Raw genomic sequence first — 12,741 nt, 5'->3', positions numbered from 1 at the left:
GAAGGAAACGGGTATGGCTACACAAGAAAAACAGCTTGATGTCATTTGTCTCGGGCGTATTGCCGTCGATTTCTATGCACAACAGATCGGCGCACGCCTGGAAGATGCCAGCACATTCTCCAAATATCTCGGTGGCTCTTCCGGCAACGTGGCCTACGGCACCGCCATTCAGGGTCTGAAGTCCGGCATGCTGGCCCGCGTCGGCGACGAGCATATGGGCCGTTTCCTGCGCGAAGAACTGCAACGCGTCGGTGCAGACACCCAGAGTCTGATCACCGACCCCCAGCGCCTGACCGGCCTGGTGATCCTCGGCATCAAGGATCAGGAAACCTTCCCGCTGATTTTCTACCGTGAAAACTGCGCCGATATGGCGCTGACGCCGGACGATATCGATGAGTCCTACATCGCATCCTCGCGCGCACTGGCCATTACCGGTACCCACCTTTCACACCCGAACACCCGTGCGGCGGTATTGAAGGCGCTGGAATACGCCCGCCGCCACGGCCTGCGTACCGCGCTGGATATCGACTACCGGCCGGTGCTGTGGGGGCTGACGTCGCTGGGTGACGGCGAAACCCGTTTTGTCGAGTCAGAAAAAGTGACCCGCGAACTGCAGGAAGTACTGCATCACTTTGATTTGATCGTCGGCACCGAAGAAGAGTTTCATATTGCCGGCGGCAGCACCGATACCCTGACCGCACTGAAAAACGTGCGTAAAGCGACCCAGGCCACGCTGGTTTGCAAACGCGGTGCACAAGGCTGTTCAGTATTCGAAGGCGAGATCGCCAATGACTGGCAGCAGGTAAAGCTGCATTCCGGCGTGCGGGTTGAGGTGCTGAACGTGCTGGGCGCGGGCGATGCCTTTATGTCCGGCCTGCTGCGCGGTTACCTGAACGATGAAGGTTGGGATCAGGCCTGCCGCTATGCCAATGCCTGCGGAGCCTTGGTGGTTTCGCGCCATGCTTGTGCCCCGGCGATGCCCAGCAAACAGGAGCTGGATGACTATCTGCAACGCGAACAGCAAGTGAAACGCCCGGACCGCGATGAGCGGCTTAACCATCTGCACCGGGTCACCACCCGTAAACAGCAGTGGCCGGAACTGTGCGTGTTCGCCTTCGATCACCGTAAACAGCTGGCGGACATGGCGCGAGAAGCCAATGTCAGCGAAGAACTTATCCCCAAACTGAAAACCCTGCTGCTGACGGCGGCGCAACAGGCCGCAGAAGCCGCCGGGCTACAGGGCAACAGCGGCATTCTGGCCGACACCACCTATGGTCAGGCCGCATTGAACGAGATCACCGGCCAGGGCTGGTGGATCGGTCGACCGGTCGAGCTGCCCGGCTCACGGCCGTTGCGGTTGGAGCATGGCAATATCGGTTCGCAACTGATCGACTGGCCGCAGGAACACGTAGTGAAATGCCTGGTGTTTTACCATCCGCATGACGCCGTCGAACTGCGCAGCGAGCAGGATGAACTGATTAGCGACGTGTATCGCGGCTGCTGTAAGTCCGGCCATGAACTGTTGCTGGAGGTGATCCTGCCAGAAAGTAACGCTGACAAGAATGAAAGCTACTACCTGGAGATGCTGCAGCACTTTTATCAGCTGGGCATTAAGCCGGACTGGTGGAAATTGCCGCCGTTGAGCGCCGAGCACTGGCAGCAGGTCGGCGCGTTGATCGACGCTAACGATCCGCACTGCCGCGGGGTATTGATCCTGGGGCTGGATTCGCCGGAAGAAACGCTGAAAGCCGGTTTTGCGGCGGCGGCGGATGCACGCTGGGTGAAAGGTTTTGCCGTCGGCCGCACCATTTTTGGCCAGCCTTCACGCCGCTGGCTGCAGGGTGAGCTGGATGACGCCGCTTTAATCGAGCAGGTGAAACAAAAATACCTGACGCTGATTGGCTTCTGGCGTCAATACCGTCCGACACCTCACCAGCATTAATTGCCGAACCCTCCCCTTAAACGGATTTTCGCCGCTTTAAGGGGATTTTTTTGCCTGTTTTCTGTGAAGTAACGCATCTTGCAATCGAATAAATCGCTTTTTGGTGAAATGAAATTTCCAATCCATCTGTTAGAATAACCTGTCAATTACTCAGGCGTCAGGCCGATACGCCTTAGCCCACACTGCGAGCCGAATGGATGAACAACCCAACTCAACTTTCGCTGTTACAGGACGAGATCCGTCACCGCTATGAAACGCTGAGCAAGCGTTTGAAACAGGTGGCGCGTTACATTTTGGATAACAGTAACAGCATTGCTTTCGATACCGTCGCCTCCATCGCCGCACAGGCCAGCGTCCCCCCCTCTACCCTGATCCGCTTCGCCAACGCCTTTGGCTTTAGCGGCTTCAACGAAATGAAACAGGTTTTTCGTCAGCACCTGATGGAAGAAACGGTCAACTACACCGAGCGGGCGCGTCTGTTTCGTCAGACCTCGACCGACGGTAACGTGGCACCGGAAAAGCCGGCGGAAATCCTTAACGTTTTCACCATGGTCAACTCCCAGGCGCTGCAACAATTGGCGATGCAAACCAGCTCCGAGCAGTTGGATCGGGCAGTTGAGCTGCTGAATAACGCCGAGAATATCTACGTGATTGGTCTGCGCCGTTCTTTCAGCGTCGCGTCCTACCTCACCTATGCGTTACGCCATCTGGAGCGCCGGGCATTCCTGATTGACGGACTGGGCGGCATGTTTACCGAACAACTGAGCATGGTGAAGCCGAATGACGTGGTGATCGCCATCAGCTATTCGCCGTATGCGCAGGAAGCACTGGAACTGGTTGAATTGGGTGCCAAAAGCGGTGCGCAGCAGATCGCCATTACCGACAGCCAGGTCAGCCCGCTGGCGGCCTTCAGCGACGTGTGCTTTGTGGTGCGTGAAGCGCAGGTGGATGGTTTCCGCTCCCAGGTCGCTTCAATGTGTCTGGCGCAAACCCTGGCGGTATCGCTGGCATTGAATAACGCCAAAGAAGAGTAACGAAGAATTACCCTCTCCCCCTGGAGAGGGTGACGCTCATCTTAGCAACGTCGTAAATATGCAATTATTTAGCTGCGGGATAGCCGTCAGTATTAATCCAGGCGTGGTCTTTTTCCCAGGTAAACTTCCACAAGCGTACTGGCCCGGCCATCACGTTAAGATAGTAGCTGTCGTAACCGGCCAGCGTCGCCACCGGGTGGTAGCCGCGCGGCACCTTGACCACGTCACGGTTATACACCGGCATGCATTCATCCAGTGAGCGATCGTCGGTATACACCCGCTGCATGCAAAAACCCTGCTCCGGTTGGATCCGGTGATAATAAGTCTCTTCCAGATAGGTTTCATCCGGCGAGTCTTCCTGGTCGTGTTTGTGGCTGGGATACGAACTGGTATTCCCCTCATCCGTATAAACTTCCACCACCAGCAGGCTGTCGGCCGGTTCACTGTCCGGCAGAATATTATGTACCAGACGCTGGTTACGCCCTTTGCCACGACGTTCGACGCCCACCTCTGCCGGGGTGATCAGGCGCGACGGCAGGTGCCCATGACCCGGTGCGCTGCAGACCGCCAACTCCAGTGTGGTTTCCGCCCGGACTTCAATCTTGTCGTGATGCGGCACGTAAACCGCGTAAGGCGGTGTGCGCTCAAACGGGCTCATACGTTTGCCGATGCTCGGGTATTCCGCACGCAGGGTAGCGACGGAGGCAATACCGGCGACCAACACCAGACATAATTCTTTGTCGCCGCTTTCCAACTGCAGCGACTGACCGGCCTCAAGGTGATAAACATCAAATCCGACAAAGCGCCAGTCGGCATTCTCTGGGGTGACATGCTGGATGCGGCCCTGACCATCCGGCGGCTGACACTTGGCGAGTAATGAAGACATAGTATTCCTCCTGTAACCTGACGATTCGGTAAAACGACAACGGCCGCTACCCCATTGGAATAACGGCCCCTGCTGCCTAAAGGGACTTAACCCAGCGTCGGCATGCTGTATTCCGACACCGTCTGCTGCCCGGTTGGCCAGCGGGCGGTGGCGGTTTTCATGCGGGTGTAGAAACGTACACCGTCGGTGCCATGGACGTTCAGCGCACCGAACACCGAGCGCTTCCAGCCGCCGAAGCTGTGGAATGCCATAGGAACCGGCACTGGCACGTTGACCCCCACCATACCGGCTTGCACTTCTTGCACGAACTGGCGTGCGTAGTGGCCGTTGCTGGTAAAGATGGCGCTACCGTTGCCAAACTCATGACTGTTTACCGTGTCGATGGCGGTCTGGTAGTCCGGCACGCGGACAATGCCCAACACCGGTCCGAAGATCTCTTCACGATAGATACGCATATTCGGTTTGACGTGGTCAAACAACGTGCCGCCAACATAGTAACCGTCCGGGTAGCCCGACACCTGATAATTGCGGCCGTCAGCCACCAGCGTTGCGCCTTCTTCCACGCCCAGATCGATATAACCCAATACTTTCTTCTGGTGCGCCGAGGAAACCAGCGGCCCCATTTCGTTTTCTTCGCCGCCCTGCTGAATGCCTGGGCCAACGCGCAGTTGGGCGATCAGCGGTTTCAGCCTGGCGATCAGTTTATCCGCCGTGTCGTCACCCACCACCACCGCCACCGGCAGCGCCATACAGCGTTCACCGGCAGAGCCAAAGGCACCGCCCATCAGGGCATTTACCGTCGCGTCCAGATCGGCATCCGGCATGATGATGGCCTGATTTTTCGCCGCGCCGAAGGCCTGTACCCGCTTACCCTGGGCGCTGGCCGTGGTATAGATATGTTCCGCCACGGCGGACGAACCGACAAAGCTCACCGCCTGAATATGCGGATCGGTGCACAGTTGCGCGGCATCTTCGTTAGCGCAGTGCACCACGTTGAATACGCCGTCCGGCAGACCGGCTTCTTTCAGTAATTCTGCCATCCGTACCGACGCCGAAGGCACCAAGGCCGGTGGCTTAAGCACGAAGGTGTTACCGCAGGCCAGCGCGATAGGGAACATCCACATCGGCACCATCGCCGGGAAGTTGAACGGGGTGATACCCGCGACCACGCCCAGCGGCTGCATCAGCGAGAAGCTGTCAACGCCGCTGCCGACGTCCGCCGAATACTCGCCCTTGATCAAATGTGGAATGCCGCAGGCAAACTCGACCACTTCAATACCGCGGGTCAGTTCGCCGAGTGCATCGGAGTAAACCTTGCCGTGCTCACTGACGATAAGCTTCGCCAGCTCGTCGCGATGCTGTTCCAGCAGCGCCTTAAAATTGAACATGATGCGCGCCCGGCGCAGCGGTGTAGTACGCGACCAGTCGGCAAAGGCCTGGTGAGCCACGTCAATGGCCTGCTTCACCTCGGCGGCGGTGCTCTGCGTGACGCGCCGTTCAACCTGTCCGGTGGCCGGATTATGCACGTCGACGGTTTGATTGCTGCTGCTCAGGCACACCTGCCCGCCAATAAAGTTACCCACGGTTTTCATGTCTCACCCTCTTTTAAGTCCGCTGTCGCCTGACCGCCTGTGCGGCACTGCCGCACAGGGTAGCGTTTTCATCACACCACTTGCCGGAAACTGCCCACAAGCAGGCTAAATCCTGACCGGATGAAGCAAACTCTATTTCATTGAAAAAAAAGTTTCAAATAAATTATTTTAGAAAATTTGTTTTTAGTGCGGGAGGTCGCAATTTTGCCATGCCCTTGTGCAAAGCCATTACATGTCGGGAAAAAAGCCGCCCTGCCGATCATCCGCCAACCGGCGGGAATTAACCCTGACTTTTATACAGAAACAGGTAGCCCACCGGGCACTACGACAAAGCCTGAGGCAAAGGGGTAGCCTGGTAACGCGGGTGGACTGTTTGCGGTTTTTTTTGAACTGGATCTAACAATCAATATTTCATTATTCACTAATTATGAAATAAATGTTCTTGTTTAGCCCAGATTATTTCGAATATCACCGCCTTGATGACAGGCACGGTTCACACCCTTCCGCCTCCCTCTTCCCTACAACCTACTGCGCGGGTGGAAGCCAGGATAAAAATCGGAGCAACACATGTCACATCAGCGTAAGCATAATACCGGGTACATACTGCGAATTTGCGGCATTGCGGCACTCGGCGGCATTCTGTTCGGGTACGACACCGCCGTGATCTCCGGCGCCATCGATGCCCTGAAAACCTATTTTGACCTTAGCCCGGCTGAAACCGGCTGGGCGGTTTCCAACGTGGTGATCGGCTGTGTGGTCGGTGCTTTTGGTGCCGGGCCATTGGCTGCGCGTTACGGCCGCAAGAAGGCTCTGATGCTGGCAGCGGTGCTGTTCACCATCTCGGCAGTGGGTGCTGCGCTGGCCGCCACCTTCACCTGGTTTGTGATTTACCGCATTATCGGCGGTCTGGCCGTGGGCATCGCCGCCACCGTCTCCCCCATGTACATGTCGGAAGTCTCGCCAAAAGACATGCGTGGTCGGGCGCTCAGCATGCAGCAGTTCGCCATCGTGTTCGGCCAAATCGTGATTTTCTACGTTAACTTCAAAATCGCCAGCATCGCCAGCGAAGCCTGGCTGGTGGAAATGGGGTGGCGCTGGATGATAGGGTCGGAAGTGATCCCCTGCATGCTGTTCCTGATGTTGGTGTTTATCATTCCGGAATCACCGCGCTGGAGCGTGATGGTCGGCCGTGACGATCAGGCTTTGGCGATGCTGACCAAAGTCTCCAACGCCGCCCATGCGCAAAGCGTGTTGCAGGAAATCAAAGACTCATTGCAGCAGGACCAGCAAAAAAGCCGGCAGAAGCTGAATTTCGGCGACGTGCGGGTGCGCTTTATTCTGTTTGTCGGCTGCATGATCGCCATGCTGCAACAGGTCACCGGCGTCAACGTGATGATGTACTACGCGCCAATGGTGCTGAAAACCGTCACCGAAAACGCCCAGGAAGCGCTGTTCCAGACCATTTGGATTGGCGTATTGCAGTTGGTCGGTTCGGTGATTGGCGCCATGCTGATGGATCGCATAGGCCGCATTCCACTGATGCGTTACGGCACCCTGGGTGCCATCGCCGGGTTGCTGATCACCTCTTATGCCCTCTACACCCAGGCCACCGGCTACTTTGCCCTGTTCGGCATGCTGTTCTTTATGGTGTTTTATGCCCTGTCCTGGGGCGTCGGTGCCTGGGTACTGGTGTCAGAAATCTTCCCTAATCGCATGCGGGCGCAGGGCATGAGCATCGCCGTCGGCTGCATGTGGCTGGCCAACTTTGTTGTTTCGCAAAGCTTCCCGATGATCAACGACAACCCTTATCTGTTCTCCAGCTTCCACGGCGCGTTCCCAATGTGGGTCTTCGCCGCCTGTTGCCTGTTTAGCTACTGGTTTATCAGCCGCTACATTCCTGAAACCAAAGGCGTCTCGCTGGAAAAAATGGAAGACGTGGTGATGGCCAAACGCTATCGCCAACCGCAACCCGAAACACAAAGAACGCCGCTGTAAGTCGGCAAAACTCAGGCTTCTCACATTATTCAGGAGTAATGCATCATGACCATTGCGCCAGACCGTTTTTGTATCAACCGCAAGATCGCGCCAAATCTGGATTTGGAGCCGTTTTTCAGCCTGGTGAAAAGGTGCGGGCTCAGCAAAGTTGAGCTGCGCAACGACATGCCGAGCGGCAAGGTGACCGATAACCTGAGCAACGATCAATTAAATGCGTTGGCGGCAAAATACGGTATCGAAATCATCACCATTAACGCCCTCGGCAGGTTTAACCTGCTGGACGATCAGGCCGGGTTGCAGAAGAACGCCGAGGCGCTGTTGTCGCAGGCTCAGGCGATCCATAGCCAGGCATTGGTGCTGTGCCCGCACTGTAGCGCGGACGATCGGCGCAGTGAGGAGCAGAAAAAAACCGACACGCTGGCAGCCCTGAAGCTGCTGGCGCCGCTGTTCAAGCAATACGGCGTGCAGGGTTACGTCGAACCGCTGGGGTTCGGCATCAGTTCACTGCGGTCATCCTTGCTGACGCAGTCCCTGATCCGCGATTCAGGCGCGCCGTACAAAATCGTGCTGGATACCTTCCACCATTATTTAAGTGATGTGGCGCAGCCTGAGTTTGATGCGCAGATTCAGATCGAGGGTATTGGCCTGGTACACCTTTCCGGGGTGGAAGATGCACGAGACAAAAGTGCGCTCAGCGACGAAGAACGCATCATGCTGAGTGACCAGGATCGGCTGGAGAGTAAAAAACAGGTGCAGAACCTGGAGCGCCTGGGCTACACCGGCATTTACGCCTTCGAGCCGTTCTCTTCGCAGTTGGATAGCTGGACAGAGGCGGATATCGAACGTGAAATCCGCCAAAGTATCGCTCTGCTGCAAGGGTAATGGCCACTGCGTAGGGGTCGAGCATGCTCGACCTGATTTCACCGGGCGCAGCGTGCAGCGCCCTCCCCCTATTTTTATGACGCTATTTCAGCGTACTCACCACCAGTTGGTGACGGGCATTGTAGAACTTACGGTAGGCCAGGTAGCAGGCGATAATGGTCGACAGGCTGGCGGTGGAAAGCAGCATAAAAGTCACCATAATCTGGTACTTAATCGCCTTCACCGGATCAATACCGGCGAAGATCAGGCCGGACATCATGCCAGGCAGGCTAACCAGTCCAACGGTTTTGGCCGAATCCACCGTCGGGATTAACGAGGCGCGGATGCTGTCGCGGATCAGCGCCGCTGAGGCAAACTTCGGTGATGCCCCCAGGCTGAGCATCTCCTGAATTTTCTGCTGATCGCTTTTGAAACGCTGCCCCAAATTGTTGTAACACAGCCCGACCGCCACCATCGCATTGCCGGCCACCATGCCGGAGATCGGGATCACCTGCATCGGGGTAAACTCTATCGAGCCGGTCAACACCAGCACCACCAGGGTTAAAACCGCGCCGGTGGTGATGGCTATAAACGAAGTCATAAACGCATGATCGATATATTTGCTGCGCTTTTGCGCGTTGTAAGCCGCGTTAAAACAGATAAACAGCACCATCAACACCGTCAGAATGGCGTTGTTCACATCAAAAATATATTTCAGCACGTAGCCGACAATAATCAGCTGCACCACCGCCCGGAAAATGCTCCAGATAATGTCTTTTTCCAGCGCCAGCTTTTCTTTATGGCTGATTAAAATGGCGATAATCACCAACACCATCGACAGGGCCAAGGATTCATTGCTGATATTATGCTGGTTCATCGGTTTTCTCCTGTGCCCGGGCACCCTGCGCACTCAGGGTAATGACATCATCCGCATGTTTGATTTCGTCTTTATCATGCGTAACCCACAACACCGCCACGCCATGCTGCGCTACCAGCTGATGAATAATCTCGTTCACGTTACGCTTGTTATCTTCATCCAACGCGCTGGTGATCTCATCCAATAACAGCACCTTGGGCATAAACTGCAGATTACGGATCAACGAAATACGCTGCTTCTCCCCACCCGATAATTCGTTAACGCTTTTTTTCAGCATATTTCCCGGCAACCCGAAACGCACCAGATCGGCCTGCATTTTTTTCTCGTCCGGTTTTTGCTTACGGATCTGGTAAGGCAGCGCAATATTGTCATACACACTGTCGCCAAACAGCGAGGGGGTTTGAAAACAGTAAGATACCTGTTGGCGATACTCTTCCGGCGCTATATCGGTGATGGCCTTGCCGGCAAAGATAATTTTTCCACGGGTCGGATCGATCAGCGAGGAAACGATTTTAAGCAGGGTGCTTTTTCCACAGCCGGACGGCCCGGTAATCAGTTTAAACTCCCCCGAATTCAGGCTGAAAGACACTGAATCCAGAATAACTTGCTCATCTATTTGATAATGAATATCATCCAATAAAAGTATTTCTTTGCTTTCCTTCATTTAAGCCCGCATCCCTCATGAACATATTTGCACTCAGGCCGCCAGTATAGAGCTTAAAAAAATGCGCTGGCAATGGTTGGTCATGCATCGTAACAATGGCGTCGGGCTGAGGAGCATTTCGCCCCACCAGCCCTGTATTGATTCACTGTGAAAGGTAGTCAAAAACACAAAACAGGAAAGGAATTACCGTTTTTTGGGTGATGCGCAAATATACCAGCGTAATGAATTATTGATGCTGCGGTGGGTACAACTCACTTTCCCCTCTTTTTCCAGTGCCAATAACAACGTACGCGTGGTGTAAATGTTCTCACCGCATTTGTCTGCCAACTCCCTGGTTTTAGGCCAGTGTTCCGGAGCCGGCGGATGGTGCCCGCCCGCCCCCGCCGCACGTTCCATACACAGTTTTCGTAACACGTTTAGCATATGTGACTTCCTGATTTCATATGTTATCGGCGCCTTGGCCATCGCGTTCTCCTTGAGTTACTTTTGCCTGCTCCTGTCCTGCGGCAGCACGTCGGCCACCCGCAGGGTGTAAATCATGGTGGCTCCCGGTGGAATGGCCGGGGGGCTTTCATCGACATTACTGCGAATGTCGGCATATTCGGGGCGTTGGACAACGACCCGTTAAAATAAGACCCAACGACTCTGGTAGCCTGGTAGATTAATATTCTTAAACGAGTTAACGCGTTGCTGACAAAACGCGATGCGTTACTCTTCAGCTTTTTCCTTAGGATTATTCTGTGAAACTTTTTTCACAGCTACGTTACCCGTGCTATTTTTCCAGCGCAGTTGGACAACAGTAAGCAGATCATTATCAACGCGACCGTAGCGACTGCATAACGGCGAGTTGAATCATTAATTCTGGTAATCATTCCGTTTATCATCCTTTAATTATCGCTTAGGTCATTATTATGTTTCGTGGCCCTTTTTTGATCTGCCAGACCACGATTAATCCTACCCAGCCAAATAACAAAAAATCGCAACAACGTCGGATTTTGGTAATAATCACGCCTCATTGATATTGTTATAATTTTGTTAATTTAAAAAAGGAAACCCTCGTCGTCATAATGAATAAAAGCCGTATTCCAAGCCAAAAACATCGGCATTCTAACCTTTCAAAACAACGAGTTAACTTTTAACTTATGATTAACAGACAGAATTCATCATCTGCTGTTTGAGGGCGATATTATCAAAACAATATTGTTAATTGTAGTGTGATGGACAGCTCTGCCGATCTAATATATCGCATATTGCTATTTACGCAGTCATTTATTCTGCATAATATTTGTATACGATCTATTGATTTTCAATAATATATATTTCTTTTTCCTTTTGGTTTTATATTCTGTATTTGACTTAAATTAATAAAAGGTATTTCCAAGCACACCTATTATTTGCAAGAATAATCCCAGCAAAACGCTATGGCGATTTACCTGTTTTTATTTTACAGATTTTGCCTATACGACTTCCCAAACCTTTCGTTATTTACCCATAAATAACGGGTGGTGGCGTATTGCCCAGAGCAAAAGGATCTGGCTCCAACTACCACGTCGGCGACATGAGGTTGCTGGCGTTGTGGGGGATTTAGATGTGCTGTTCTTTTTATTTAAATACTCTCTACAGGAAATTGAGAAATGAAACTGAATAAATTAATGCTGGCAACCATGATTGCTTTCGCTTCTGCATCTGTTGCTCACGCCGCATCTAACCAGGGCAGCGGTAAAGTTACTTTTACCGGTGAAATTATTGATGCGCCATGCAGCGTAGCACCGGGTTCTGTTGAGCAAACCGTGCCAATGGGTCAAATCAGCAGCCGTCTGTTGGCCAAAGAGGGTAAATCCAGCTCTGAGCCATTCAGCATTGAACTGAAGGATTGTTCTGTATCGACCATGAATAACGTCAAAGTGACCTTCACCGGTACACCGGACTCAGATAACAACAAATTGCTGGCTCTGAGCGGCACTGCCACCGGCGCTGGCATCATGATCTACGACAACCTGCACTCCAAAGACGTTGAACTGGGCACCGCGACCGATGGTCAGGGCCTGACCGAAGGCAATAACTCTCTGAAATTTGCCGCTTACCTGCAAGGTAGCAGCGCTTCTGGCGCAGTGGTTCCAGGCGAGTTCACCAGCGTTGCAAACTTCACTCTGGCTTACCTGTAATCCCTGGCTGGGGATGCCCCTGCGGTATCCCCGCTTTGCCTGCACGGACATTGGGTTACGGGACCAACGGCAACAGGGAGACGCCGGCATGACCAACCAGATTTGGGGTGTATTGCTTATTGCGCTCAGCGTTTGCAGCGCAGAGGCGATGGCAAAAAATCAGGGCCACGGCACGCTCAACCTGGGTGGCGAGATCGTCGAAACCCCCTGCGGGATTGCCAGTGAAAGCCTGGATCAAACCGTTGATTTCGGGCTGGTATCCATGACCGATGCCGCGTTGGATGGACAGCCGGTTCTGATCGGCAGCCGCCGCAACTTTGAGATCAAGCTGGTGAATTGCGAACTGGCAAGCCAGGTCAAACCCGACTTTATCTACCGCGCAGCCACCGTCACCTTCGACGGTACGGCCGACAGCCGGGATCCCGCTTTATTGGCCGTTTATGGCGAAGCGCAAGGCGTGGCTATTGAGCTGCTGACCGCCGACGGCATCCCGATACCGCTGGGTAGCACCACGGCGGATTACCAAATTGTTGCCGGCAATAATACGCTGCGCTTTGGCGCTCAACTACGTATTCATCCTGACAGGGCACGAGCCGGCGGATTCAGCTCACTGGCGAAATTCACCCTGTCTTATCTGTAACGCCTCGTTAGGCGGGTACCGCCATCAGGTACTGAATGACATCACGTATTACGTTTTCAGGTCGTACAGGATGACCTGCTATTGG

At 53.9% G+C, this 12,741-nt stretch carries 11 protein-coding genes; 6 read left to right on the top strand and 5 right to left on the bottom strand.

Annotated elements, in window-relative coordinates; translation table 11 throughout:
- The first annotated feature begins 13 nt into the window (after window positions 1-13).
- Together iolC and BEI65_RS11620 are read left to right on the top strand one after the other, a co-directional pair.
- On the top strand, window positions 14-1,942 hold the full coding sequence (gene iolC, locus BEI65_RS11625) for a 5-dehydro-2-deoxygluconokinase (protein ID WP_099063470.1): 1,929 nt from the start codon (window positions 14-16) through the stop codon (window positions 1,940-1,942).
- Between the two features lie 197 nt (window positions 1,943-2,139).
- Entirely contained in the window at window positions 2,140-2,976 is an 837-nt protein-coding gene (locus tag BEI65_RS11620) for a MurR/RpiR family transcriptional regulator (protein WP_099063469.1), read from the top strand.
- A 64-nt stretch (window positions 2,977-3,040) separates the two neighbouring features.
- On the opposite strand, the gene iolB is transcribed toward BEI65_RS11620, so the two are convergent.
- A complete protein-coding gene (gene iolB / locus BEI65_RS11615) occupies window positions 3,041-3,862 on the bottom strand; it encodes a 5-deoxy-glucuronate isomerase (RefSeq protein WP_099063468.1) in 822 nt (273 codons plus the stop codon).
- Between the two features lie 86 nt (window positions 3,863-3,948).
- Window positions 3,949-5,454 carry a CoA-acylating methylmalonate-semialdehyde dehydrogenase gene (locus tag BEI65_RS11610; RefSeq protein WP_099063467.1) on the bottom strand — a complete coding sequence of 502 codons (1,506 nt, stop codon included), beginning with the start codon at window positions 5,452-5,454 and terminating at the stop codon, window positions 3,949-3,951.
- 567 nt (window positions 5,455-6,021) lie between these two features.
- Here BEI65_RS11610 and BEI65_RS11605 point away from each other — a divergent pair.
- Both BEI65_RS11605 and BEI65_RS11600 read left to right on the top strand, forming a co-directional pair.
- The gene (locus BEI65_RS11605) at window positions 6,022-7,449 is read left to right on the top strand and encodes a sugar porter family MFS transporter (RefSeq protein WP_099063466.1); all 1,428 of its coding nucleotides are present in this window, start codon (window positions 6,022-6,024) and stop codon (window positions 7,447-7,449) included.
- A gap of 45 nt (window positions 7,450-7,494) precedes the next feature.
- A complete protein-coding gene (locus tag BEI65_RS11600; RefSeq protein WP_099063465.1) occupies window positions 7,495-8,331 on the top strand; it encodes a TIM barrel protein in 837 nt (278 codons plus the stop codon).
- Window positions 8,332-8,413: 82 nt separating this feature from the next.
- Here the strand turns inward: BEI65_RS11600 and fetB are convergent, their stop codons facing one another.
- The 3 genes from fetB to BEI65_RS11585 form a co-directional block, all read right to left on the bottom strand.
- Entirely contained in the window at window positions 8,414-9,187 is a 774-nt protein-coding gene (gene fetB / locus BEI65_RS11595; protein ID WP_099063464.1) for an iron export ABC transporter permease subunit FetB, read from the bottom strand.
- Window positions 9,174-9,851, bottom strand: coding sequence for an iron ABC transporter ATP-binding protein FetA (fetA, locus tag BEI65_RS11590; protein WP_099063463.1), 678 nt, complete (start codon window positions 9,849-9,851; stop codon window positions 9,174-9,176). The genes fetB and fetA overlap by 14 nt, the downstream gene beginning before the upstream one ends.
- Window positions 9,852-10,034: 183 nt before the next feature.
- Complete coding sequence (locus tag BEI65_RS11585; RefSeq protein WP_085119890.1) at window positions 10,035-10,316, bottom strand: FaeA/PapI family transcriptional regulator; 282 nt, start codon at window positions 10,314-10,316, stop codon at window positions 10,035-10,037.
- 1,169 nt (window positions 10,317-11,485) lie between these two features.
- On the opposite strand from BEI65_RS11585, the gene BEI65_RS11580 reads away from it, so the two are divergent.
- Together BEI65_RS11580 and BEI65_RS11575 are read left to right on the top strand one after the other, a co-directional pair.
- Complete coding sequence (locus BEI65_RS11580) at window positions 11,486-12,016, top strand: fimbrial protein (RefSeq protein WP_099063462.1); 531 nt, start codon at window positions 11,486-11,488, stop codon at window positions 12,014-12,016.
- Window positions 12,017-12,104: 88 nt separating this feature from the next.
- Entirely contained in the window at window positions 12,105-12,656 is a 552-nt protein-coding gene (locus BEI65_RS11575; RefSeq protein WP_099063461.1) for a fimbrial protein, read from the top strand.
- Window positions 12,657-12,741 lie beyond the last annotated feature (85 nt).

It is taken from the genome of Serratia sp. BW106 (assembly GCF_002607755.1).
Lineage (GTDB): Bacteria > Pseudomonadota > Gammaproteobacteria > Enterobacterales > Enterobacteriaceae > Serratia > Serratia proteamaculans.
Note: the sequence above shows the minus strand (reverse complement) of the source record. Positions and strands in the feature narration are given on the sequence as shown.